The following is a 23,004-nucleotide window of genomic DNA, read 5'->3' on the forward strand; positions in this document are numbered from 1 at the left end:
GGCTTGGTTCGTGGGCAGGCTCATGGCCAGACAGGGAAGGGTGGTGGTTGAACCTGTGATCGTGCTGGAGCATCGCCTATTGGTTGGAGGATGGACCAACGCCGAGGCGGTGGGTCGTTTGCAACTGCCGCTTACCGCAGACGAACGCACGGTTTTGCGTGGCCGCCGTCGCACCCCCTGCGGCAGGGAGTTGTTGCTGCAGTTGCCTCGTGATGGTGCTCTCCAGCCTGGCGATCTGCTTCTGGATCAATTGCGCAGTTTGCAGGTGGAAGTGATTGCAGCGCCAGAACGGCTTTTACGGGTTCGCGCGGCTTCTCCGCTTGAGCTCCTGCAGGCTGCCTATCACCTTGGCAACCGTCATGTTCCGCTTGAGCTCCATGAACAGGAGCTTCTGCTGCTTGAGGATTCGGTGCTGGCCGTGATGTTGACGAGTCGTGGACTTCAGGTGAGTGCCTGTGAACGGCCGTTTGTTCCTGACGGTGGTGCTTATGGCTGTGTTCATTCGCATCCTCATGGATTCGCTTCTGCATGACATCGCTCGCCTTGCTGCAGATGGTCAGTCCGGCGCTGCCCGTGGGTGCATTCAGTTATTCCGAGGGACTGGAAGTGTTGATTCAGTCCGGTGGTCTCAGGGATGAGCATGGGATTGAGCTTTGGCTCGCTGCAGAGCTTCAGCGGGGTGGCTTGCGCCTCGAAGCTGCAGCGCTCCCGGAGTTGGCTGCTGATCTGAGGCAATGGCAGGTCAGCGCTGATGCCAGTGCGCGAACCCGGGTGGTTGATCTGGATGGTTGGCTATTGGCGACGCGCGAAGCTGCTGAGCTGCGTGCCCAACAGCTTCAGATGGGCGGCTCTCTGCTTGAGCTGCTCGCAGAGATGGGTCACCCTCTGCCAGAAGCGCTTCCTCTGGCTTGGCCTGCTGCATGGGCTTGGGCATCTGTTGCTCTGCAAGTCGCTGAGCGGGAGATGGTTGAGGGCTATCTCTATGGCTGGGTTGCCAATCAACTCAGTGCTGCTGTGCGTTTAGTGCCATTGGGGCCAACAAGAGCCCAGGTTCTGCAGCAACGTCTGCTTCCTCAGCTCGTGGATGTGGCTGAACAGTTGTCTGGTGTTCACCCCCATGAGCTTTGGAACAGTGGTGTTGGCGTCTCGATGGCGCAGCTGGCCCATGCTGAGTTGTATTCCCGCTTGTTTCGAAGTTGATGGCTAGCAAGCTTCGTTTAGGTGTGGCTGGACCGGTGGGTTCAGGAAAAACCGCATTGGTGGAGGCTCTTTGCAGAGAGCTGCGCGATCAGTTGCAGCTGGCTGTGGTCACCAATGACATTTACACCCAGGAGGATGCTCAGTTTCTGACCCATGCAGGGGCCTTGGAGCCGGAGCGGATTCGCGGAGTCGAAACTGGAGGATGTCCGCATACGGCGATTCGGGAGGATTGCTCGATTAATCGGTCTGCGGTGTCCGAGCTGGAAGCTCAGTTTCCCAACTTGGATGTGGTGTTGGTGGAAAGCGGAGGCGACAATTTAGCCGCCAGCTTCAGTCCTGAACTGGTGGACTTGTGCATCTACGTGATCGATGTGGCTGCTGGTGACAAGATCCCACGGAAGGGAGGCCCAGGCATCACCCGCTCAGACTTGCTCGTGATCAACAAGATCGACTTGGCACCCTTCGTTGGAGCCGATTTGGGGGTGATGGAGCGTGATGCTCAACGGATGCGTGCAGGCCGTCCCTGGTGCTTCACCAATCTCCAAAGCGGAGAAGGTCTGGATTTTGTTGTTGAATTTCTGATGCAACAGTTACCGAATTAAAACGTATTCAAAAATTGTTATTACTTTTGCTGCCTTTGATACGAAATCAATGTTCGGCGTATGTGGCTGCGAGCTCATCACTCGCTTGATGCACATTTGTCGCAATAGTTACTTTGCTTAGACGCTGTTTAAGAGCTTTAATGTCATTATGTCCTCGTTGATACAAAACTGATTTTGAATCAGTCTTACTCAGTCACTTCCGCCATTCGGCGAGCATCCTGAATTGAGGATTTCATGAGTAATTCTTTGTCCAATCGGTTGTTTTCTGGCTTGGCTGCTGCCTCTATAGGCCTCGGCGTCACAGCATGTGCAGGTGGCGGTCAGGCCACCAACGCCACCTGTGATGACGAAGGCAATTGCACAGTCACTGTTGGCATTCTTCATTCTCTGACAGGCACCATGGCCATCTCGGAGAAGACCCTCGTTGATACCGAGAAGATGGCCATTGCAGAAATCAACGCCGCAGGTGGCGTTGAGGTTGATGGCAAGCAATACACCATTGAAACCATCGTCGAAGATGGTGCTTCCACATGGCCGACCTTCGCTGAGAAATCGAAGAAGCTGATCGACCAAGACAAGGTGCCAGTTGTTTTTGGTGGCTGGACTTCGGCCAGCCGGAAGGAAATGCTGCCGGTCTATGAGTCGAAGAATGCCTTTCTCTATTACCCGATTCAGTACGAAGGCCAGGAGTGTTCAAGCAACATCTTCTACACCGGCGCAACCCCGAATCAACAATCGGAGCCGGCCACCAAATTCATGTATGAGAAGTCGCCTGCTGCAGGCAAGGACTTCTTCCTGGTCGGATCGGACTATGTGTTCCCCCGCACGTCCAACACGATCACCAAGGCTCAGGTTGAGCAGCTTGGTGGCAAGGTTGTCGGCGAGGACTATCTGCCTCTAGGGAATACAGAGGTGGCTCCAATCATTGCCAAGATCAAAAAAGCTCTGCCTGATGGTGGTGTCATCATCAACACCCTTAATGGCGACCAGAATGTCGCCTTCTTCAAGCAGATCCAAGATGCTGGAATTACTCCGGCTAATGGTTATTACGTGATGAGTTATTCCATCGCGGAAGAAGAAATCAGCACGATTGGGCCTGAATTTCTTGAGGGTCACTACGGCGCATGGAACTACATGATGTCGATTGATACCCCTGCTTCCAAGAAGTTTGCTGCAGACTTCAAGGCAAAGTACGGCGCTGATCGCATGGTTGCTGACCCGCAAGAGTCGGCATACAACATGGTTTATCTCTGGAAAGCTGCTGTCGAAAAAGCCAATAGCTTTGACGACGACAAAGTGCGTAAAGCACTGATTGGTATTGAGTTCGATGCACCTCAGGGTCCTGTGAAGGTGATGCCAAACCATCACCTCTCTCAGACGGTTCGAATCGGTCAAATCACTAAAGATGGCCAGTTCGCGATCCTTGAAGAGACCAATGGCCCTGTGTCACCGCAGGCGTGGAATCAGATTCACCCTGATTCCAGTGGTTATGCCTGTGACCACACCGATTCCTCTAAGGGCGGTAAGTACAAGCTCTGATTCAGTTTCATACATTGACTGATCGCTGATTGGTCTTTGGAGGAGTTCCTCATGGGACTCCTCCTTTTGTTGTTCCACCGACTGTTTCAGTCTCGACTTCCGTGCAACTGCTTTTTGAAAGCCTGTTCAATGGTGTCGCCATCGGTTCGGTCTTGCTGATGGCAGCACTTGGATTGGCGATTGTGTTTGGCCTGATGGGCGTGATCAATCTCGCCCATGGTGAGTTGATCATGCTCGGGGCCTACACGACCTATGTGGTGCAGCTCATCTTTAAGCTGCCTGCAATGCAGCCCTACTACAACGTCTATGTGTTGGTTGCGATTCCCCTGGCCTTTGTCGTCAGTGGTGTCGTCGGCATCCTTTTAGAGCGAACCGTCATTCGTCGTCTTTACGGAAGCCCTCTGGAAACACTGCTGGCCACCTGGGGAGTCAGTTTGATTTTGCAGCAGTTCGTGCGCAGCGTGCCGATGGCTTATGCCGCCGGATTGGTCCTCGCTCTGGTGAGCGGATTTGGTTTGCCGTTGGTGCTTCCCGCTCAGTGGTTGATGGCGAAGCGTGCGCGTTTGATTCGTTTTGGCTCCTGGGCTCTGTCGGCCTGTTTTGGGGTTTGTCTTGCAGGGGTTCTGGCATCGCAGATTAACCGCATAGCCCGAGCGGATGCACGCAATGTGGATGTCACGGCTCCGCAGTGGATGCGTGGCGGACTTGACTGGATGGATCTGACCTTTCCTGTTCCTCGCTTAGTGATCATCGTGATGACCGTTCTCGCGGTGGTTGGTGTCAGCTTGTTTTTGAATCGCAGTGTTTGGGGAATGCGCATCCGTGCCGTCACCCAGAACCGCTCGATGAGTGATTGCCTCGGTATTCCTACCGACACCGTTGACGTGCTCACTTTTGGTATTGGATCCGGTCTCGCTGGAGTGGCTGGAGTGGCTGTGTCTCTGCTGGGGTCGGTTGGTCCCAATGTCGGGACGTCTTACATCGTGGGTTGTTTCATGGTTGTTGTGCTGGGCGGGGTCGGAAATCTCCTTGGCACTGTTCTTGCTTCCTTCTCAATCGGTTTACTGACTGATCTGATCGGTGCAGGTCGCTTGCTCACGATCTGGCCCGAGATGCCGGTACCGCTGGAGAAGTTGGTGACCTTTTTCGCTACAACGAGCATGGCTCAGGTGATGATTTTCGCCCTGATCGTTGTGTTCCTTCAGTTCCGTCCTGCCGGTCTTTTCCCGCAGAAGGGCCGCATGGTGGAGGTCTGATCGATGTTTTCATCTTTTTCACAGCGCCGCTGGACGATCGTCGGCTTGTGGGTGTTGATCGTCGCCGTGATCGTTGCGGCGCCGGCTGTCTTGCCTGTGTTCAGGCTCAACTTGCTGGGACGATTTCTGTCTCTGTCGATCGTGGCTCTCGGGATCGATCTGATCTGGGGTTTCACCGGTCTGCTCAGTCTTGGTCAGGGCATCTTTTTCGCGCTCGGTGGCTACGCCGCCGCGATGTACCTCCAGCTCAGCAACGCAGGTGATCTGCCCAACGGCATCCCTGAGTTTTTTGGTCTTTATGGCGTCAAGGAGCTGCCATTTTTCTGGCACCCCTTCGCTTCACCTTGGTTCGCGCTGATTGCGATCTGGTTGATTCCCGGGATTCTTGCCGCTGTGCTGGGTGGCCTTGTGTTCCGTAATCGGATTAAAGGTGTCTACTTTTCGATCCTCACCCAGGCAGCATTGCTTGTTTTTTACAACCTTTTCAATGGTCAGCAGAAGCTGATCAACGGCACGAACGGCTTGCAAACTCCGGCCACGAAATTGTTTGGCCAATACGTCGGCTCCGATTTGATGCAGCGCTGGTTCTTCTGGGTCACCGCCGTGGTGGTGATTCTGATCTGGGCCTTGTTGCGTTGGGTGGTGCGTGGTCGTTTTGGTGATGTGTTGATCGCGATCCGTGATGATGAAGCGCGATTGCGCTTTGCCGGCTACAACCCAACGTTGTTCAAAACGTTTGTGTTTGGACTCGCTGGTGCATTGGCAGGTATTGGTGGCGCGCTCTACACCGTTCAGTCGGGAAGTGCGTCGCCGCAGTTCATGGAAGTGCCCATGTCGATTGACATGGTCATTTGGGTTGCGGTCGGAGGCCGCGGAACTCTGGTGGGGGCGATTCTCGGAGCTGTGGTGATTAATTTCGCCAAGAGTCTCGTGAGTGAGGCGATGCCTGAGAGTTGGCTCTTCATTCAGGGTGGTTTGTTCATCCTTGTGGTGACCGCACTCCCGGAAGGGGTGATTGGTTGGTTCCGAGGGGATGGACCAGGCAATCTTTTGAATCGTGTAGGACTCTCTCGCCCTAGTGCGACGTATCCAAGGCTTGAACTGGATGGTCAGGAGGAGGTGCAGCCATGACCATGCTCTCAACAGGAGGTGAAGCTCTGTTGGAGCTGCAGCAGATCACCGTCAGCTTTGATGGTTTTCTGGCTCTGAGAGACCTCAACCTCAGCCTCACTCCTGGCGAACTTCGGGCGGTGATCGGCCCCAATGGCGCCGGCAAGACCACATTCCTTGATGTGATTACGGGCAAGACTGCACCAACTGAAGGCGACGTTGTCTTCAAAGGTTGTTCATTGCTGGGACGTCCAGAGCACCGGATTGCTCGCATGGGCATCGGTCGCAAGTTCCAGAGTCCAAGGGTGTTTGAACATTTGAGCGTTCAGGACAACCTTGTGCTGGCTGTGAATCAGCCGAAGCAGCCCTGGTCGCTGCTGGTCGGTGGCCTGAATGCCAGCCAGAGGGATCAGGTGCATCACTTGATGAGCATCGTCAACCTGCAGAACCGAGCCGACTGGGCCGCCGGTTCGTTGTCGCATGGTCAGAAGCAGTGGCTCGAGATTGCCATGCTTGTCGGCCAGGATCCAGATCTGTTGCTGGTGGATGAACCGGTTGCTGGTCTGACTGATGAGGAGACTGATCTCACCGCAGATTTGCTCAAGTCATTAGCTGGGGATCACACCGTGCTGGTGATCGAGCACGATATGGAATTCATCCGTCGTCTTGAGAGTCCAGTGACGGTGCTGCACCAGGGGCATGTGCTTTGTGAAGGAACGATGGATCAGGTTCAGGTCGATCCACGAGTGATTGATGTTTACCTCGGAACCACAGAGGAGGACAACGGATGACAACGCTTTTGGAAATGCGCGGTCTGAACACCTACTACGGGGAGAGTCACATTCTTCGCGATGTCGATCTAACCGTGAAGGCTGGTGAGATGGTCTGTCTGATTGGTCGCAACGGGGTCGGCAAAACGACCTTGCTCAAATCTCTGATTGGCTTACTTCGACCACGTCGTGGTGAGATTGTTTTCAACGGTATCCCCCTCGATCGTCAGGCTCCACATCAGCGGGCGCGTGCTGGTTTGGGTTATGTGCCTCAGGGACGCGAAATCATTCCGCAGCTCACAGTTGAGGAGAACCTCATGCTCGGTATGGAGGCGTTGCCGGGAGGTCTTGGCCGCCAACGAGGGATTGATCCTTTCGTTTACGACTTGTTCCCGATCCTGAGGGATTTCCTTCCTCGCAAAGGTGGAGACCTCAGTGGTGGTCAGCAACAGCAATTGGCGATTGCACGCGCGCTGCTTGGAAAACCCAAATTGCTCCTACTGGATGAACCCACCGAAGGGATTCAGCCCAATATCGTTCTTGATATCGAATCTGCAGTGCGACAGATCATTTCCCAGGCTGGAATTAGTGTTTTGCTTGTGGAACAGCATTTGCACTTTGTTCGCCAGGCAGATCGTTATTATGCGATGCAACGTGGTGGCATTGTTGCCAGCGGCCCAACACAAGAGCTGAGTCAAGCAGTTGTTGATCAGTTTCTCAGTGTTTGATCAAAAAGTTCAATTGCATTCGCCTGAATTAACTTGCCATGGCTGATTCGGGAACTTGATCATTGTCCATCGCGTAGTCGGCTGCATACGCTCGTACATCCAACATCTGACCTTGTGGCGACATCAGCCAGAGTTCCAACCGAGCCTCTTGTGGCGCTTCAAACCAGAACATCTCTTTGGGCATGACAACCTTTTCCAGGTAAAAGTGCGATTCCCCAATGCACTTCACAATCACCATCTTGTTGGTGTTGTTGCGGTACACGCATTCGATCATCTTGTGGCAAAACTCATTCCCCTAATGTCGTCAAAATCTGACAGGTCAAATGTCTGATTCGTCACAAAACCAGCCTCTGCAATATTTCAATTTTACGGGCTTGATACCAAATCCCTTGATTCGGTAGTTATCGCAACATTGCCTGAAGTTCGCTGAGTAACACCCATCATTTTTTGTTCGCTGATTGGCAAGAAAGGTCTTGCTTCATGCTCAGCCTCACGCTGCTGAGATTGTTGAAGCTTTGGCCTGGTTTTCGAGTCTGGCTGGTGAATGGTTGGGACGTCTGAGCCTGATGGCGCTTGGTGTGTAGCTCGGTGACTGGTGCCCGACTTTCCCAGCTGTTGCTAGGTCCATTGCAAAGGATGGATTGCAGCTGTTCAGTCGTGACCAGCTGGGCAGCTGATGGGCGATCGGCGAGGCCAACAGACCGCTCAGGCTTGGGCGCAGCAGGTCTGCAAACCTATGCAATGCAAGCTCTTCGCCATGACGGTCGTAGGGAAGACGGTTAATGGCGGAGTCGAGCCCGAATTGACGCACTCTGTCTTCTCCGACACGCCGGTAAAGCACCTCCAGGGTGGGTAGTTGGTCCATCGACATCACGCAGCCTTCGTGTTCCATCAGGCTGCGCAGCACGGTGCAGAAGATTTCGCTGGCCATGCGCTGCAGGCCTTCGTCAGGTTTGTTCCCCAGGCTTTTGTGCTTGTGATCAAACAACCCCAGATCCACCTGCGTAATTCGGCTTGGTGCCACGTGGCGATACACCTCGGAGAGCAGTCCCATCTCCAGTCCCCAGTCGGAAGGGATCCGCAGGTTCATCGCCAGATCGCGGGTGAAGGCGAACTCACCGGCCAGTGGATAACGAAAGGTCTGGAGGTAGCGGAGGTAGGGCAGTGCTCCGAAAATCTGTTCGAGGCTTGCCAGTAAGGGGCCGACGAACAATCGTGTGGCGCGCCCCTGCAGGGCCTGGGTTTCTAGCGAGAGTCGGCTGTAGAAGGCCTTCACATAGGCCATCCCATGGGATGGGTTGAGCAGTGGTCGCAGCATTCGCTCCGGATAGCCAGAACCAAAGGTGCGGATGTCTGCGTCAAACAAGCCGATTACTTCCGCCTGCTGGCAGGCCACTCCCAGTCCTTGCCACACAGCCCAGCCTTTGCCGGGCGGGCCGGTTAGATCCAGACCCAGGCTGCCCATGGAGGAGAGCACTTCATGCACTGCCGGGCCGTTGGTCCAGTGCACTTGCACTGGGAAAGGCATATTGGCAAAGAAGGCTTCTGCGGCATTGACGTCCTCGATGCTGTCGGCGGAGAGGGCGATCACCAGACTGGATAGTCCCGTGAGCGTCGACAGCGTGTCGCGGATCAGGCTCAGGGCCGGCCGCTTGAATTCCTCCATCAGACACGGAATTAGCAGAGCTGTGGGTCTCTGCCGAAGCTCCTGGTTGAAGTCGATGGCGTCGAGATTGCCAAGGCTGTAATCATGAACCGTGGCGATCAGGCTTTGCTGAAAATCCATGCGGTGTTCGATACGACAACAGAGGAGAAGAACTTGTTCCATACCTGAACGACGTTCTGGTGGAACCTGATGCAGCCTCCGCGCGATCAAACGCTGCGAACCCTGCTTAGTGATCTCTACCCGCACAATTCTTCCGGCGATCTCCAAGCGTTGTCGTCGCAATTGCTGCAAATTCTCGGACCGGCTTCAGCGCATGCCGATTCGGCAGACGCGAATCACTGCTGGCATCGAGACGATGTGGTACTCATCACCTATGCGGATTCTGTCATTGATGATGCAAAACCTGGATTGCAGGGGCTGCACAGCTTTGTGAACCGCCATCTGCAGGTGTTTGCATCTGTGATTCATGTGCTGCCGTTTCTTGAGTCCACCAGTGATGGGGGGTTTGCCGTTTCGAGTCATGAGCATTTGGAGGAGCGGCATGGCGACTGGAGTGATCTCGCTGCGTTGGCCGAGGGCCGCCGATTGATGGCCGATCTGGTGCTTAACCATGTTTCTGCGTCTCATCCATGGGTGCGTCAGTTTTTGAGAGATGAGGAGCCTGGTCGCTTGTGTGTGCTGGAAGCTGCCCCTGGTCCCTGCTGGGATGACGTGGTCCGTCCGCGCAGTTCAGCGCTGTTCACCCATCTGCAGAGCTCTGTCGGTCAGCGTCAGGTATGGACCACATTCGGACCGGATCAGGTTGATCTGGATTGGCGTTGTCCTGAAGTTTTGCTTGGCTTCACGCGTTTGTTGAAGCAGAAGCTCGCCCATGGTGTGCGCTGGATTCGACTCGATGCCGTTGGCTTCGTCTGGAAGGAGCCGAACACCTCATGCATTCATCGCCCTCAAGTCCATCGACTGGTTGAGGTGCTGCGACATCTGCTCACCTACGCCTGCGCTGGCGCAGGCGTGGTGGTGACGGAGACCAATGTTCCGGAGGAGGAGAACCTCTCCTACCTGCGCAGTGGTCGCGAAGCCCATCTCGCCTACAACTTCCCACTTCCTCCTCTGTTGATGGAGGCCGCCATGAGCGGGTCTGCCGATCTGCTCAACCGCTGGCTTTCGCGCTGGCCCCAACTGCCAAACTCCACTGCATTGCTCAACTTCACGGCTTGCCATGACGGCGTGGGTTTGAGGCCTTTGGAGGGTCTGATGCCCCAGCGGCGTCTGTTGAATTTGCTGATTGCCTGTGAGCAGCGAGGTGGCTTGGTGAGTCACCGTCGACTCGCTGATGGGGATGACGTTCCCTATGAGATCAACATCAGCTGGTGGAGCGCCATGGCCGATGCCGGTGTCGATCCAGCTCATCTTCAGCGCCAGCGTTTTCTGCTCACCGAAATGCTGAAGTTGGTGCTTCCAGGCATTCCTGCTTTTTATCTACCAGCCTTGCTTGCGAGTCCGAATGATCTGGCTCGCTTTCGTCAAAGTGGTCATCGCCGCGACCTCAATCGCCCTCAATTCAAAGCAGCAGCGCTGGAGCGGCGCCTTGATGATCCCGATAGCGATGCAACCGCTGTGTTGATGGCTCTGCGCCATGCACTCACGCTGCGTGCCGAGCTGCCTGCACTGCATCCGGACAGCGTCTTGGACGTGCTCAGTGTCGATCGCGTGGATCGTGTTGTTCTGCGTTGCTCCCATCAGGGTCACAGTTTGGTGGCTGTGCACAACTTCACAGCCTCACGTTTGACGTTTGATCCCACCGTTATGGGCGGCCGAGATGATCTGGTCTGGGTCGATCGCCTCACTGATCAGCAGTTTGCGCCGCGAAGGCGGCATGCACTCGAGCCGTATGCCGTGCTCTGGCTGGTGCAGGCATGACGATGACTCCACACTCCAACTGGTGGGTGGTGACTGATCTCGACGGCACGCTGATGGATCATCACTACGATTGGTCAGCTGCGAAGGACGCGATCCGTTGTCTGCAGCGTCACGGCATTCCCGTGATCCCCTGCACGAGCAAGACGGCTGAGGAGGTTCTCCGCTTTCGTGAGTTGGCGGGTCTGCATGATCCGTTCATCGTCGAGAACGGTGGGGCCATCTATGGAGAATCCGCGACTGGTGAGGTATGGCGCCAAGACCTGGGTCCATCCTGGAGACAGCTCAGACCGCAACTTGCTGATCTGGAGCGTGAGCTCGGGGAGCCGCTCCAGGCCCTTGATGATCTCAGTGACATGGATGCCGATCGGCTCTTAGGCCTCAGTGGGGAGGCTCTGCAGATGGCACAACGCCGTCAGTGCAGCGTTCCCTTTGTCCCACCGATGCTCCCTGAATCTCGGCATCGTCTTCAGGTGCTGGCTGAGATGCGTCAGCTGGCAGTGGTGCAGGGCAATCGTCTCGGTCATCTGCTGGGTGCCGGTGTGAGCAAGGGCCAGGCATTGCAGACCCTCAAACAACGCCAGGGAGTTCCGGACGTGAAGGTGCTGGCCCTGGGGGATTCGCCGAATGACCTGCCGCTGCTTGATGCCAGCGACTGTGCGGTGGTGGTTCCAGGAGCAGCTGGACCGCACCCCGAGTTGAAGGCCGGCGTGGCCGAGGGGCGTTACCAACTGGCGCCAGCACCCCATGACGAGGGTTGGTCGGCAGCAGTGTTGAAGTGGATTCCAGGGTTGCAAGACAACAACACGCTCCTTAGCTGAAAGCCTGTTTTGTTTCAGCCAAGAAGCAGCTGCTGCCACAGCTGCTTCGCTTCTGCAGAGGGATGCAGTTCCATTCCGTCGACCTGTGTGAGGGATCGGCAGCCCAGGCTGTTGATCAGCAGCACCTGGTCGTCAGCTTCCAGTGTTGGACCAATGCGCGTTTCTGTGACGAGTTCTTGTTGGAGTGCTTTGGCTCGCATCACACCTGGCAGGCAACCGCTGCTCAGCGGTGGGGTGATCCAGGCGCCGTGTCGTTTCACCAGCAGGTTGGCGCTGTCGCCGCAGCAGAGATCACCACTTGTGTTGCGCAGCAGAGCCAGTTCTGACCCCTGTGCTTGCGCTTCTCGCCTGGCCTGAATCGCCTGGCTGTAGGCGAGGGTCTTGCATTGGCTCAAAACACTGTTGGCGTTGCGTTGCTCCTGAACACTAATCCAGGCCTGCGCGGTTTGAAAATTGGGCTGATGGGGTTGAAGGGTGAGCCAGAAGCGGTGCTGAGTTGGATCCGGATCAGCTGTTGGTAAGCCGATTCCGCGGCCAGCAATGCTCCCCCGACTCCAGTTGAGACGCATCGCCCCCGCTGTGCCTGTTGTGTCCAAGCGTGCACGGCTGATGGCTTCTTCAACCAATTGCTCCAGCCAGGGGCGAGCGGGAGGAGCTGCCATCCCGAGCAGTGCTGCGCCGCGCTGCCACCGCTGCAGATGTTCACTCAGCAGCTGGGCACTTCCGTCCTGGACCAGAACAGTCTCGAATAATCCATCTGCAAGCTGCAGACCTCGATCCGAGAGCGGCATGCCCAGTGCATCGGCGCTTCCCCACTCGCCGTTATGCCAGCCAAGGATTGTTGCGGTCATCTGAGTGCCTCCAGCAAGGGCAGCAGCTTCCAGTCGAGTTCGTCTGCTTCTGCTTCTGGATCGGAGTCAGCCACAATTCCGCAACCTGCATGGAGCCGTAGCTGTGTGTCTTTACGCAGCAGCGTCCGGATCAGGATGTTGCTGTCGAAGTGGCCGTTCCAGTCGAGGTGGAGAATCGATCCGCAATAGGGGCCACGGCCTTGAGCTTCCAGTTCGTGGAGCCGTTGACAGGCTCTCAGTTTGGGTGCTCCTGTGATTGAACCTCCTGGCCAGCTGGCCTCCAGTAGATCCACCCAGCTGGCGTTCGAACGCAGCTGACCGGTGACAACGGAGGTGAGATGGTGCACGCGGGCATAGCTCTCGAGCCGTACAAGATCCGGTACCTGTACCGATCCAGGCCTGCAGACACGACCGAGGTCGTTGCGTAGCAGGTCCACGATCATCACGTTTTCGGCGCGATCCTTGGCGCTGCAGACCAGGTCTGCAGCTAGGTCGTCGTCGATGCATGGATCGGCATGGCGTGGCCGGGTTCCTTTGATCGGTCTTGTCTGGACTGCTCCGCTCGCCTCCACCTGCAGAAAGCGTTCGGGGGAGGTGGAGAGAACCGCTTCACCTGTGGCAGCACCGCTGCCAACCAGCAGACCGCTGAAGGGAGCAGGGCATTGATCGCGCAACCGTCCGTACAGCTCCAGATTGCTGACATTGTTTCTGAGAGTGCTGCTTGCGCAGCTGGTGAGGTTGGCCTGGAACAGATCGCCGCTGGCAATTAGCTCACGGATTGTGCTCACGCCGGCTTTGTATGTGGACCGGTCACTGTGCCGATGCCAGCTGCATCCAAGCGTCTTCCTTTGCCATGAAGTGATCTTCGTTGGTGTCAGGCGTTCCAGGGTCCTGGCCATGGCCGCGTGGCGTATGGGGTCGACGCCTTGCAGATGGATTTCTCTGGCCTTGAGATCAAATCGCAGCACAGGATCGTGGCGTGCGATCCAGAGGGTTGCCATCACATCGCGACGCCAGGGGTTGCCAGGTTCCGTCCAGGCGGCTGCGTCGTAGCTGAGCCATCCAGTCCAGTGGCCGTCCTTGAGGTGCCGCAGCGTTGTGAAGGGATTGGACGCTCCTGGATCACCCGGCAGCCCTCGGCAGCAGTACTGCTCCAGAGGATCAACCGCCAGGGTGATGTGCCGTCCAAGTTCGCTGCCATCTCCATCGAGCCAGATCAGGCCGTTCTCACCGTGAAGGTGAGCCAGGTTTTCAGCGACCAAGGCCGGCTCCAGCCATGGCAGACGGCTGCGCAACAGGGTCATCGGTTTTCGCTGCTGCACAGATCGGGGCGGCCGGCATCGCGTAGGGCGGCATCACGAATGCGACAGCTGTCGCAGACGCTGCACGGTTTGCTCCCACCGCTGTAGCAGCTCCACGTCGACTCGATGGGCACGCCCAGGCGTAGAGCTTCCTCCACGATCCGTTGCTTGCTCCATGTCACAAGTGGTGCCCAGAGCCTGGGGCCATGTCCTTCCCGGCCCACCTTGCTGCTGAGGTTGGCAAGGGTCTGGAAAGCCTCCAGATAGTCGGGCCGGCAATCGGGATACCCCGAGTAATCCACGGCATTCACTCCAAGAACGACGCGGTCTGCGTTGCGGGCTTCAGCCAGGCTGAGGCCGATGCTGATGAACACGGTGTTCCTTCCAGGCACATAGGTGTTGGGGATGACTCCCTCCTGCACCCCATGGGTCGGTAACGCCTGTTGTTGATCCGTCAGCGACGATCCGCCCCAACTGGCCAGGTTCACGCTGATGGTGTGGTGCTCGGCCAGGTTCAGAGCTTCGGCGATGGTATTGGCTGCCTGCAGTTCACGTCGATGGCGCTGGCCGTAATCGAACGAGAGCCCGATCACTCGCCCGCCCGCTTCCATTGCCAGAGCTGCCGCTGTGGCGGAATCCAGTCCGCCTGATAAGAGGGCAATCGCGGTGAAATCGGTCATGCTGAGCATTCTGTTGCCCTTGGGCTGATGACGAAGCCTCCGCATCAGTTGTTGAACCCGATTGCCTGCTTTGGAGCTGCTCTGTCGCTCTTCGTTTTGGCTGCGCTGCCTGGTGTTGCGATTCCTCGCCTGAATCTGACCGGTTATCCGGAGCCTGCCCCCGGCCTCAAGCGTTGGGTGATTCAGCCCTCGGGGCTGCTGCCTAAGAGCACAGATCCACTCATCTCTGCACATCCACTCGACTGGCGGATTCAGTTGATAGTGGGCCAGACGGTCAGCCTCGATTGCAACACCATGCGCCTTTCAGGCTCTGGGATGACCATGCGCATGCTGCCCAAGGCATCCGGTAAGTCCCTGTTCGAAGTGAAGGGACCCGTTGCTGTGATCAGCACCAAGATGGCCTGCCCTGATGATCAGCCCACCCGAACGTCTTTCCTATCGCTGGGCAAGCAGCCCTACCTGGTTCCCTACAACGCCTCCTGGCCGATCGTTGTGGATCTCCCGGTAGGCACCGAGCTGCGTTGGCGGGTCTGGAAAGCCGAGACCCGTCAGCAGATGGGAGTGCAGCTCTGATCAGAGTTGCCGCAGCGAGTCGGTTTTGCTCTGGAAGGTGTTCAGCAACAGTTGCAGATAACTGACACTGCGCAGTTTGATGTTGGCTGTGAGCGACATGCCCACCTGAAGGGGCAGCTGCTTGCCGCTCTTGAGTTTGAGTTGCTGGCTGTCCAACTTGATCACTGCTGGGTAGGTGTACTCCTGGCGCATCTGCTGTGGATTGGGAGGAAGTGCGTCTGATCCCACCGATTCAACGGTGCCTTCCAGCACGCCGAAGTCACTGGCTGGGAAGGAGTCGATGCTGATATCAGCTGGCTGACCTGCTCGTACAAAACCAATCTTGTTACTTGGAATCATCACGTCGGCCTCCAGGGTGTTGAAGGGCACCACCTTCAACATCACTTCCGACGACATCGACTGAGAGATGAAGCCAGGGTTGTTGATCTTGAGATCGAACACGATCCCATCCACGGGTGCGCGCAAGGTCTGGTTCTTGTTGGTCACCCGCACTTCGGTGAGGTTGGCGTTGAGTTGGGCTCGTTCGCTGCGTAGACCAGCCAATTCAGCATTGAGCTGTTCGATCTGCTGGTCCACCTGGTTGATCTGACGGCGACCATCAATCTCGCGTTTGGTGAGTTCTCCTTTGAGCTCCTGCACTTTGTTGCGCTGCTGGAGGTACTGGATGTCAGGGACTGCGCCGTCTTTTGCCAGGCCTGCGAGGCGATTAAGGATTTCCTGCTCGAGGCCGAGATTGACTCTGGTACTAGCTAACTGTTCGCGATTCAGATCAAGCGTGCGCTCACGTTCCTGTTTCTTGAGCAGGAGTTGTTGTTGCTTTTGGCTGATCTGGGTTGTTTTCTCATTCACACCATTCGTCAGCGACTTGAGCTGCTCGGCGCTGCTTTCCTGATCGAGTCGGATCAGAGCCTCCCCTTTGCTGACCCGCTGACCATTTTTCACCAGGATTGCCTCCACTACTCCGCCTGGTGGAATCCGCACATCTTTGACATTGCCGACTGGTTCCAGCTTTCCAGTGGCCACCACAACTTCTTCGGTGCGAGCGATGGCCAGCCAACCGATGCCGATCACGGTGGTGCCGATCAGGCTCCAGGTGACTGTTTTCATCCAGAAACGGCTCTGCTGCAGGACGTTGTCCTGATCGGAGATCGTTGTGATCCGACTCTCAAGCGCGGAGCGGGCCTGCTTGACCAATTTGCCCGCTGAGGTGTTCTTGTCGTTGCCGTTGGGATCCATCGTCATCTCAGCTGGCCTCCTGCTGGCGGTAAAGCGCGTAGTAACGACCGCGTTTATCCATCAATTCAGCGTGGGATCCCTTTTCCACCACAGCACCCTGGTGCATCACCACGATCAGATCGGCGCGGCGGACGGTTGAGAGGCGGTGGGTGATGAAGAAAACCGTGCAGTCATGCAACGACTGAATCAAGTTGTCGCAGACCTTGCGTTCGGTTTCGTAATCCAGGGCGCTGGTTGCTTCGTCCATCACCAGCAGCTTGGGATTGGCCAGAAGCGTTCGGGCGATGGCGATGCGCTGGCGTTGGCCTCCGCTCAGGGAGGCACCCCGTTCTCCGACAGGTGTGCTGTAACCGGAGGGCAGTTCCATGATGAAATCATGGGCACAGGCCACCTTGGCGGCCAGCACGATTTCCTCACTCGATGCGTCAGGCTGAGTGAGAGCGATGTTCTCGCTGACGCTGCCTGAGAAGAGCAGCGGATCCTGTGGAACGATGCCGATCTGACGTCGCAGTGAATACAGCTCGACCTTGTCGATGTCGTAGTTGTCGATCAGGATCCTTCCTTGATTCGGGGAGTAAAGACGAGGCAGCAGCTTCATCAGCGTGCTTTTGCCGCTGCCGCTTTGGCCAACGATGCCTACGAAGGTTCCAGGCTTCACCTTTAGGCAAACATCGCTGAGCACTGGAGCCGTTCCTGGCGAGAAGGCGAAGCTGAGGTTGTCAAAGTGCACGGCACCAATGATCGGCGGGAGGGGAACCTTGGCTTTGTCTTGGTCGTCGGATTCCTGGGGGGTGTCGATCACATCAGCCAGTCGCTCGAAGCTGACCCTCAGCTCCTGGATGGTCTGCCAGATCGAGGAGAGACGTAGCAAGGGCTGGGTGACGTAGCCGGAGATAATCCGGAAGGCGATCAGCTGCCCGAGGGTGAGCTCGCCAGACAGCACGAGGGACGCGCCGACCCAGAGCACCAGCAACTGGGAGATCTTCTGCAGCACCTGAGAGGTCTGGCTCAGGGCCGTTCCTGTGATGGTTTTTTCGAAACTGCGATTGATGTACTGGCCGTAGCGGTCCTGCCACGTCCAGCGGCTGATCATTTCCACGTTCTGGCTCTTCACTGTTTGAATGCCGGTGAGCACTTCCACTAGATGGCTCTGCGTGGAGGCGTTGGCCTCGGCGGATTTGCGGTACTGCCGGCGGAACAAAGGAGCACCAAGCAGAGTCAGGCCGACTTGAATCGGCAGGACGGCCAGGGCGATCAGCGTTAGCACCCAGCTGTAAATCAGCATCACCACGATGTAGATCACGGAGAACGCCGCATCCAGCACTGTTGTTAGGGCCTGACCGGTGAGGAAGTTGCGGATTTTTTCCAGTTCGCTGATGCGGGAGCCCAGCTCTCCGACGGGGCGCCGGTCGAAGTAGCCGAGAGGAAGTCTCAGCAAGTGGTCGATAACCTCAGCGCCCAGGCGTTGATCGATGCGATTCGTGGTTTCCGAGAAGAGGTAGGTCTTGAGACTTCCTAGGACTCCTTCCAGCAGCGTTACAGCAACGAGGGCAATGCCTAATACCTGCAACGTGTCGAGGCTGCGCTGGTTGATCACCTTGTCGATGATCACCTGGATCAGAAGTGGATTGGCGAGGGTGAACAGCTGCACCACGAAACTGGCGAGCAGCACTTGAATCAGTACACCGCGGTAGCGCTTTAAGGCAGGCCAGAACCAGCCAGGTCCGAACTTCTGCTCCGGGGTGGTGTTGGTGCGATCCAACAGCAGCAGATCGATGCCCTCGGGGAAGGTGCTCTCCAGCTGATCGGCATCCAGTTCCACGAAGCCCTGGCTTGGGGAGGCCAACAGCAGGCCGCGCTGATCACTGCGCACCGCCAGGGCAAAGGCCTCACCCCAGGGCACAAGGGTTGGGGTCTGCAGGCGTACCCCCATGCGAGCTGCCACTTTGGCGCCAGAAACGTGCAGCCCGAGGCCAGCTGCAATCTGCCCACAAAGTCTCAGGCTCGGTGTTTGACCTCGCCGCAGCTGATCGCGCAGGACGCGTTCGATCGCATCGCGACGGAACGGCAGCTTCATCAACTTGGTGAGCATCTGGAAGCAGGCCAGGGTCTCCTCCAAAACCCCTTCGCCGGAAACAAAGAAATCGCGATTACCTTCGTTTGTCTGGTTAAAACGGCTGATCGGTGGGCGTATAGGGGCCTGAGGGATTGAGGCACTGTTGCTATTCCCCGCTGAGCGGCTCACCATCTCTGCTTCGACAAGCTCTGGTGGCTCTTCAAGAGCCACTTCCCTTAGAGCGTCCTTGGGTAGAGCAATCAGTCGGGCAGGCAGGCCATGTTTGTTTGGTGTTAAGGCAGCGATGGTTTCGGCATCGCTGAGCTCATCTCCGAGTGAAGCGTCCGTAGTGTTAGCCGGCTGGCTGGCGAGGAATAGTTGCATTCCGCTGCTGAGAGCGCCTTCGATGGCGCTGGAATTTCTTGCATCCAGCATCTGAGCAGCTGGCAGCAGCTCAGTCAGCAAGTCGGTGAGCGAATTTGTTTGTCTGGGCGAATTTTCGAGCTTTCTTTGCAGCAGGTCTGCCAGTTCCGCTTCCCAGAGATGGTTTTGGCAGGCCTTGGCGATGACCTGGTCTGTCGTAATCAGATTGAGTAGCTGTTCATCGCGCAAGCTGTAAGCCACCAGCTCAGTCGCAGCTCGTACCTCTTCACAGGGACATCCCCGCAGGAGAGAGGCCAATCCGATGAAGCTCCCTTGTTCAAGTCTAGCCAGGGTGCTCAGACGTCCATTCTGGTTTCCGATCAGACGGGCACTGCCACTGTCGATCAGCAGAATCTGGCTGGGTATGAAGCGTCTTTCACAAAGGGGTTGCCCAAGCGCGTAACGCTGGATTTGTCCCTGAGACAGAAATCTGGTGCGCAGAGCATCAAGCCCATCAGACATTTTGTTGTCCAGAGTCCTCAGGGCATCGAAATGCCATCTTCAACCGAAAGAAGAGATTTGACCACTGCTTTGGTTTCGCTCACCAACCAGTCCTGGAGAAGTTCGTTGGCCATGCGCTGACGCATCGCGTCGTTGAAGCTGGCCTCTTGGCGTTCGTCCAGACGAGCGACGACCCACCATTGCTCGATCAGGATTGGTTCTTGCACAACCCCTGGAGTTGCTGTTCGCAAAAGCTGTTGAAGTCTGGGATGGGCTTGTTTCAGGCTTCCTGGCCCTACTTTTCCGCCACTGCGTTGTTCAGGGCCTTCACTGTGGTCTGCGGCTAAGTTTTCAAAGCTGGCTTCATTGGCCTCTAATTGGAGGTAAAGCTCGTAGGCCATGCCTGAGTCTTTAACGCGTAGAAGGCTGTAGGAAACCTTATCTATTTCTTCTTTGCGTTGCAGAAAATGCGCCTCCGCCTGATTGCCAAATTCATCGATGGCCAGCTTAGAGAGTTTGACAGGAAGGCTTAATTGATGGAGAAGTTCATCCTTAGTAAGGTAGTGATTATCTAGCCAATTGTTCAATAATGCATCATTCTCCAGTTGCTCTTTTTGGCAATGCTCTATGAGTGCTTTTTGAATTAGGTCCACTGGAATTTTCAATGATTCAGTAGCTTTTTCAATTAACTGTCGGCGAACAAGTGATAGGAGAAGATCTTTACTTCTGAGCAAGTCAAGGGTATTTCCACCTAGGGCTGTGAGTGACGCTTGAAGAGCGTGACGGAAGTCGTCCATGAGTCAGAACCTAGCGTTGGTTCTCGGTGGCTTGCTATTGATCACTCTCAGTGAGGCAACAGCGGGCCGAGGTCCAGAGCAAAGGCCTGACGACCTTCCAGTCGTCTGAGCTCAACGTGTAGATGGTCGGTGCTGGCGGAGCCGCGCCGGCCCACTCGGCCGATGCGTTCACCAGCTTGCACCAGCTGACCGGTATGAACGTCAGCACTTTGAAGATGGGCGTACACAGTTTGCCAACCCCGGCCATGGTCGAGCAGCACCGTGAGTCCATAGCCACTGATCGACTGCACCAGCTGCACCCTTCCGGAAAGCATGGCCAGCACGGGTGTTGAGGCAGGGGCGATCAGGTCATGGCCCACATGCATGCGCCAGCGTTGGAGTTGGTCTGAGTAGCGCCAGCCATAGGGCTGAACCTCCTCGGCAGGTTGAGATAACGGGTACACCAGACGCAGCGTTTCGCCTTTGCGAAAGGGACGGTATGAGTCGGGTAGTCGTCGAGGACGCGATTGGCTCAGCAAGGCCAGATTTGAGACACCGGTGCGTTCAGGCACCCGTTCGGGTTGGACAGGCTGAGCACAGATGGTCGGACCCAGATTGACCAAGGCCATCTCGATCACCATCCCCTTCGCTGTGATCGGCAGCAGGTTGTTGCGCTGCATGGCAAACGGATCTGATTCAGCTGTTGTATCGATTCAGCGCACGCCGAGCCATTTGTGGTTCTGCAGGCTCAGCCGCCAGCGTCCGTCTCCCTGTGCTTTGGTCACCGCTAGCGCCTGGCCTTCCTGGCTCTCCCAGCCCGGTTGCACCAACCAGTGAGCCTGAGGAGCTTGAGCCGCCACCATATCGGCGAACAGCAGATCTGCAGCTTCATGAACCACCACCTTCAATTCATGGCAGCAGCTGAGTAGATCCTGCCTTGGTGGTTTGTGTCGTTTCGGTGAGAGTGTGATCCAGTCGGGGCTGCCGCTGAGGGGATCCACGCCGCTGGTTTCGAGGTGAATGGGCAGTGAACAACTGCTGCGGATCGCGCTCGTGAGCGGTTCGAGTGGGTGATGCAATGGTTCCCCGCCTGTGATCACCACGAACGCTGCACCCGCCTCGGCGGCCTGAAAGGCATCCTGCGCAAGGTCGGCGACGCTTCGTTGAGGGTGCACGTGTGCAGACCAGGAATGCTTGGTGTCACACCAGCTGCAGCCCACTTTGCAGCCACCAAGGCGGATGAAAAAAGCGCTGCGACCTGCGTGTAGCCCCTCCCCCTGCAAGGAGTGGAAGGTTTCCACCAACGGCAGGCCGTTCATGGACTCGGCAGTGCTCAAGGGTTGCGGCTGGCCTCAGGGAAGTCGCGGCCGCCGACGGCAGAACCCTGTTGACGCATTGCCTCGCTTGGACTGGAGGGCAAACGCTGTTGGGCTGCCTCGATCAAACCGCGGAACAGCGGGTGGGGCCTGCCCGGGCGCGACAGGAATTCCGGGTGGTACTGGCAAGCCGCGAAGAAGGGATGGCCCGGCAATTCGATCAGCTCCACCAGACGGCCATCCGGTGAGCTGCCGCTGATTCGATAGCCCGACTCGAGGAAGAGGCTGCGGTAGGCGTTGTTGAACTCATACCGGTGCCGGTGGCGCTCGTAGACCACTTGATCGTCGTAGAGGCGTGCAGCCATCGAGCCTTCTGCGATTCGGCAGGGATAAACTCCCAGACGCATGGTGCCGCCGAGATCGACGACGTCCTGCTGCTCTGGAAGCAGGTGAATCACTGCATGTTGGCTGTCTGGATCGAGCTCAGCACTGGATGCATCGGTGAGACCGGCCTGATTGCGAGCCCATTCGATCACCGCTGTTTGCATGCCGAGGCAAAGACCCAGGAACGGCACTCGTTGTTCCCTTGCCCAGCGAATGGCGGCCACCTTGCCGTCAACTCCCCGGTTGCCGAAGCCACCCGGCACCACAACGGCATCCATGCCTTTGAGCAGGCTTTCGGCTCCGTCGTTTTCGATCTGCTCAGCGCAGACCCAGTGCAAATCCAGTGAGGCATTCTGCGCCAGACAGGCGTGGCGAAGCGCTTCGACAACCGAGAGGTAGGCGTCGTTGAGTTGCACGTACTTGCCCACCAGCGCCACCTTCACGGTCGGTCCTGGGTTACGCATTTGATGCACTAGTTGGGCCCAGCCCGCCATGTCGCTGTCATGGTCCTCCAGTTGCAGAACATCGAGGACTTCGCGGCAGAGGCCTTCGTCTTCAAGGGTCAACGGCACGGCATAGATGCTGTCGGCATCGAGGGAAGGGATGACGGCTCGTTCAGGAACCCCGCAGAAGCCGCCGATCTTGCGTTTGAGTTCCGGGTTGATGTCCCGATCGCTTCGGCAGACCAGCACATCGGGTTGGATGCCGATGGATCGCAGCTCCTTGACTGAATGCTGGGTGGGTTTGGTTTTCAGCTCTCCTGAGGTGCCGATGAAGGGCAGCAGGGTCACGTGGATGTAAGCCAGGTCGTGGCGACCCACATCGCCGCGGAATTCACGGATGGCTTCCAGAAAGGGCAGCGACTCGATGTCACCCACGGTGCCGCCGATTTCTGTAATCACCACATCGGCGCCACTATTGGCGGCAACGCGATGGATCCGTTCGCGGATCTCACCGGTGATGTGGGGAATTACCTGCACCGTGCCGCCGTTGTAATCACCGCGACGCTCCTTATTGATCACCGACTGGTAGATCGAGCCGGTGGTCACGCTGTTGAGGCGAGACATCGCCGTATCCGTGAAGCGTTCGTAGTGACCTAGGTCGAGGTCAGTCTCAGCCCCGTCTTCAGTGACGAAGACTTCACCATGCTGAAACGGACTCATCGTGCCTGGGTCCACATTCAGGTATGGATCCAGCTTCAGGATCGACACGCTGTAGCCACGTGATTTCAGCAGGCGCCCCAGGCTGGCGGCCACGATTCCTTTGCCGATGCTGGAGACGACACCACCGGTGACGAAGACGAACTTGGCCATGAACCCCTGGTCGATTCTTCAATGTACCGATTGCACCAAGGGGTT

22 protein-coding genes are annotated in these 23,004 nt (G+C 56.9%); 11 read left to right on the forward strand and 11 right to left on the reverse strand.

Translation table 11 applies throughout. The features are described 5' to 3' along the window. Positions 1–22 precede the first annotated feature (22 nt). The 8 genes from ureE to urtE all read left to right on the forward strand — a co-directional run bounded on the left by ureE (position 23) and on the right by urtE (position 7,205). A complete protein-coding gene (gene ureE, locus SIB42_RS03210; protein WP_067093840.1) occupies positions 23–532 on the forward strand; it encodes an urease accessory protein UreE in 510 nt (169 codons plus the stop codon). Further along, positions 529–1,200, forward strand: a complete 672-nt coding sequence (locus SIB42_RS03215; RefSeq protein WP_067093574.1) for an urease accessory protein UreF — start codon at positions 529–531, stop codon at positions 1,198–1,200. The genes ureE and SIB42_RS03215 overlap by 4 nt, the downstream gene beginning before the upstream one ends. Next, a complete protein-coding gene (gene ureG / locus SIB42_RS03220) occupies positions 1,200–1,802 on the forward strand; it encodes an urease accessory protein UreG (protein WP_067093577.1) in 603 nt (200 codons plus the stop codon). The genes SIB42_RS03215 and ureG overlap by 1 nt, the downstream gene beginning before the upstream one ends. Positions 1,803–2,036: 234 nt before the next feature. Next, entirely contained in the window at positions 2,037–3,341 is a 1,305-nt protein-coding gene (gene urtA, locus SIB42_RS03225) for an urea ABC transporter substrate-binding protein (RefSeq protein ID WP_067093579.1), read from the forward strand. Between the two features lie 101 nt (positions 3,342–3,442). Continuing rightward, a complete protein-coding gene (locus SIB42_RS03230; protein WP_067093582.1) occupies positions 3,443–4,597 on the forward strand; it encodes an ABC transporter permease subunit in 1,155 nt (384 codons plus the stop codon). Positions 4,598–4,600: 3 nt separating this feature from the next. After that, positions 4,601–5,728 carry an urea ABC transporter permease subunit UrtC gene (urtC, locus tag SIB42_RS03235; RefSeq protein WP_067093584.1) on the forward strand — a complete coding sequence of 376 codons (1,128 nt, stop codon included), beginning with the start codon at positions 4,601–4,603 and terminating at the stop codon, positions 5,726–5,728. Continuing rightward, positions 5,725–6,498, forward strand: a complete 774-nt coding sequence (gene urtD, locus SIB42_RS03240) for an urea ABC transporter ATP-binding protein UrtD (protein ID WP_067093587.1) — start codon at positions 5,725–5,727, stop codon at positions 6,496–6,498. The genes urtC and urtD overlap by 4 nt, the downstream gene beginning before the upstream one ends. Beyond that, positions 6,495–7,205 carry an urea ABC transporter ATP-binding subunit UrtE gene (urtE, locus tag SIB42_RS03245; RefSeq protein ID WP_067093589.1) on the forward strand — a complete coding sequence of 237 codons (711 nt, stop codon included), beginning with the start codon at positions 6,495–6,497 and terminating at the stop codon, positions 7,203–7,205. The genes urtD and urtE overlap by 4 nt, the downstream gene beginning before the upstream one ends. A 28-nt stretch (positions 7,206–7,233) precedes the next feature. Here the strand turns inward: urtE and SIB42_RS03250 are convergent, their stop codons facing one another. Next, positions 7,234–7,479, reverse strand: coding sequence for a DUF1830 domain-containing protein (locus tag SIB42_RS03250; protein ID WP_067093594.1), 246 nt, complete (start codon positions 7,477–7,479; stop codon positions 7,234–7,236). Positions 7,480–7,695: 216 nt separating this feature from the next. Next, positions 7,696–8,991: a glycosyl transferase gene (locus SIB42_RS03255; protein ID WP_067093597.1), complete on the reverse strand. Its 1,296-nt coding sequence runs from the start codon at positions 8,989–8,991 to the stop codon at positions 7,696–7,698. A gap of 69 nt (positions 8,992–9,060) precedes the next feature. Between SIB42_RS03255 and SIB42_RS03260 the strand changes: the two genes are divergently transcribed. Both SIB42_RS03260 and SIB42_RS03265 read left to right on the forward strand, forming a co-directional pair. Beyond that, positions 9,061–10,791 (forward strand): alpha-amylase family glycosyl hydrolase, encoded by a 1,731-nt coding sequence (locus SIB42_RS03260; RefSeq protein WP_067093599.1) that lies wholly within the window; start codon positions 9,061–9,063, stop codon positions 10,789–10,791. Further along, the gene (locus SIB42_RS03265; RefSeq protein WP_067093601.1) at positions 10,788–11,609 is read left to right on the forward strand and encodes an HAD-IIB family hydrolase; all 822 of its coding nucleotides are present in this window, start codon (positions 10,788–10,790) and stop codon (positions 11,607–11,609) included. Before SIB42_RS03260 ends, SIB42_RS03265 begins: the two co-directional genes overlap by 4 nt. A gap of 14 nt (positions 11,610–11,623) precedes the next feature. Here SIB42_RS03265 and SIB42_RS03270 read toward each other — a convergent pair whose 3' ends face one another. The 3 genes from SIB42_RS03270 to queC are packed head-to-tail and all read right to left on the reverse strand — an operon-like array spanning position 11,624 to position 14,441. Further along, entirely contained in the window at positions 11,624–12,460 is an 837-nt protein-coding gene (locus SIB42_RS03270) for an aminotransferase class IV (RefSeq protein WP_067093604.1), read from the reverse strand. Beyond that, complete coding sequence (locus SIB42_RS03275) at positions 12,457–13,764, reverse strand: anthranilate synthase component I family protein (RefSeq protein WP_067093607.1); 1,308 nt, start codon at positions 13,762–13,764, stop codon at positions 12,457–12,459. Before SIB42_RS03275 ends, SIB42_RS03270 begins: the two co-directional genes overlap by 4 nt. Beyond that, positions 13,761–14,441 carry a 7-cyano-7-deazaguanine synthase QueC gene (queC, locus tag SIB42_RS03280; RefSeq protein WP_067093843.1) on the reverse strand — a complete coding sequence of 227 codons (681 nt, stop codon included), beginning with the start codon at positions 14,439–14,441 and terminating at the stop codon, positions 13,761–13,763. Before queC ends, SIB42_RS03275 begins: the two co-directional genes overlap by 4 nt. 27 nt (positions 14,442–14,468) lie before the next feature. On the opposite strand from queC, the gene SIB42_RS03285 reads away from it, so the two are divergent. Then, positions 14,469–15,014: an ecotin family protein gene (locus tag SIB42_RS03285; protein WP_067093609.1), complete on the forward strand. Its 546-nt coding sequence runs from the start codon at positions 14,469–14,471 to the stop codon at positions 15,012–15,014. On the opposite strand, the gene SIB42_RS03290 is transcribed toward SIB42_RS03285, so the two are convergent. From SIB42_RS03290 to SIB42_RS03315, 6 genes are read right to left on the reverse strand one after another with little or no spacing between them, the layout of a single operon-like run. After that, positions 15,015–16,250: an HlyD family secretion protein gene (locus SIB42_RS03290; protein ID WP_067093848.1), complete on the reverse strand. Its 1,236-nt coding sequence runs from the start codon at positions 16,248–16,250 to the stop codon at positions 15,015–15,017. A gap of 7 nt (positions 16,251–16,257) precedes the next feature. Continuing rightward, positions 16,258–19,191 carry a peptidase domain-containing ABC transporter gene (locus SIB42_RS03295; protein WP_067093612.1) on the reverse strand — a complete coding sequence of 978 codons (2,934 nt, stop codon included), beginning with the start codon at positions 19,189–19,191 and terminating at the stop codon, positions 16,258–16,260. 17 nt (positions 19,192–19,208) lie between these two features. Continuing rightward, positions 19,209–19,967, reverse strand: a complete 759-nt coding sequence (locus SIB42_RS03300) for a peptidylprolyl isomerase (protein ID WP_067093614.1) — start codon at positions 19,965–19,967, stop codon at positions 19,209–19,211. A 47-nt stretch (positions 19,968–20,014) separates the two neighbouring features. Next, on the reverse strand, positions 20,015–20,626 hold the full coding sequence (locus SIB42_RS03305) for a M23 family metallopeptidase (RefSeq protein ID WP_231856362.1): 612 nt from the start codon (positions 20,624–20,626) through the stop codon (positions 20,015–20,017). Between the two features lie 33 nt (positions 20,627–20,659). Next, positions 20,660–21,265: a 7-carboxy-7-deazaguanine synthase QueE gene (locus tag SIB42_RS03310; protein ID WP_067093616.1), complete on the reverse strand. Its 606-nt coding sequence runs from the start codon at positions 21,263–21,265 to the stop codon at positions 20,660–20,662. 14 nt (positions 21,266–21,279) lie between these two features. Continuing rightward, positions 21,280–22,959 (reverse strand): CTP synthase, encoded by a 1,680-nt coding sequence (locus tag SIB42_RS03315; protein ID WP_067093618.1) that lies wholly within the window; start codon positions 22,957–22,959, stop codon positions 21,280–21,282. Between the last annotated feature and the right edge of the window lie 45 nt (positions 22,960–23,004).

The organism is Synechococcus sp. MIT S9508 (assembly GCF_047303045.1).
Classification (GTDB): domain Bacteria; phylum Cyanobacteriota; class Cyanobacteriia; order PCC-6307; family Cyanobiaceae; genus Synechococcus_C.

Excerpts from the sequence above, each read along its gene's own strand:
- ureE (WP_067093840.1), top strand. The coding sequence starts at position 23 with ATGGCCAGACAGGGAAGGGTGGTGGTTGAACCTGTGATCGTGCTGGAG.
- SIB42_RS03215 (WP_067093574.1), top strand. The coding sequence starts at position 529 with ATGACATCGCTCGCCTTGCTGCAGATGGTCAGTCCGGCGCTGCCCGTG.
- ureG (WP_067093577.1), top strand. The coding sequence starts at position 1,200 with ATGGCTAGCAAGCTTCGTTTAGGTGTGGCTGGACCGGTGGGTTCAGGA.
- urtA (WP_067093579.1), top strand. The coding sequence starts at position 2,037 with ATGAGTAATTCTTTGTCCAATCGGTTGTTTTCTGGCTTGGCTGCTGCC.
- urtC (WP_067093584.1), top strand. The coding sequence starts at position 4,601 with ATGTTTTCATCTTTTTCACAGCGCCGCTGGACGATCGTCGGCTTGTGG.
- urtD (WP_067093587.1), top strand. The coding sequence starts at position 5,725 with ATGACCATGCTCTCAACAGGAGGTGAAGCTCTGTTGGAGCTGCAGCAG.
- urtE (WP_067093589.1), top strand. The coding sequence starts at position 6,495 with ATGACAACGCTTTTGGAAATGCGCGGTCTGAACACCTACTACGGGGAG.
- SIB42_RS03250 (WP_067093594.1), bottom strand. The coding sequence starts at position 7,479 with ATGATCGAATGCGTGTACCGCAACAACACCAACAAGATGGTGATTGTG.
- SIB42_RS03255 (WP_067093597.1), bottom strand. The coding sequence starts at position 8,991 with ATGGATTTTCAGCAAAGCCTGATCGCCACGGTTCATGATTACAGCCTT.
- SIB42_RS03260 (WP_067093599.1), top strand. The coding sequence starts at position 9,061 with ATGCAGCCTCCGCGCGATCAAACGCTGCGAACCCTGCTTAGTGATCTC.
- SIB42_RS03265 (WP_067093601.1), top strand. The coding sequence starts at position 10,788 with ATGACGATGACTCCACACTCCAACTGGTGGGTGGTGACTGATCTCGAC.
- SIB42_RS03270 (WP_067093604.1), bottom strand. The coding sequence starts at position 12,460 with ATGACCGCAACAATCCTTGGCTGGCATAACGGCGAGTGGGGAAGCGCC.
- SIB42_RS03275 (WP_067093607.1), bottom strand. The coding sequence starts at position 13,764 with ATGACCCTGTTGCGCAGCCGTCTGCCATGGCTGGAGCCGGCCTTGGTC.
- queC (WP_067093843.1), bottom strand. The coding sequence starts at position 14,441 with ATGACCGATTTCACCGCGATTGCCCTCTTATCAGGCGGACTGGATTCC.
- SIB42_RS03285 (WP_067093609.1), top strand. The coding sequence starts at position 14,469 with ATGACGAAGCCTCCGCATCAGTTGTTGAACCCGATTGCCTGCTTTGGA.
- SIB42_RS03290 (WP_067093848.1), bottom strand. The coding sequence starts at position 16,250 with ATGGATCCCAACGGCAACGACAAGAACACCTCAGCGGGCAAATTGGTC.
- SIB42_RS03295 (WP_067093612.1), bottom strand. The coding sequence starts at position 19,191 with ATGTCTGATGGGCTTGATGCTCTGCGCACCAGATTTCTGTCTCAGGGA.
- SIB42_RS03300 (WP_067093614.1), bottom strand. The coding sequence starts at position 19,967 with ATGGACGACTTCCGTCACGCTCTTCAAGCGTCACTCACAGCCCTAGGT.
- SIB42_RS03305 (WP_231856362.1), bottom strand. The coding sequence starts at position 20,626 with ATGCAGCGCAACAACCTGCTGCCGATCACAGCGAAGGGGATGGTGATC.
- SIB42_RS03310 (WP_067093616.1), bottom strand. The coding sequence starts at position 21,265 with ATGAACGGCCTGCCGTTGGTGGAAACCTTCCACTCCTTGCAGGGGGAG.
- SIB42_RS03315 (WP_067093618.1), bottom strand. The coding sequence starts at position 22,959 with ATGGCCAAGTTCGTCTTCGTCACCGGTGGTGTCGTCTCCAGCATCGGC.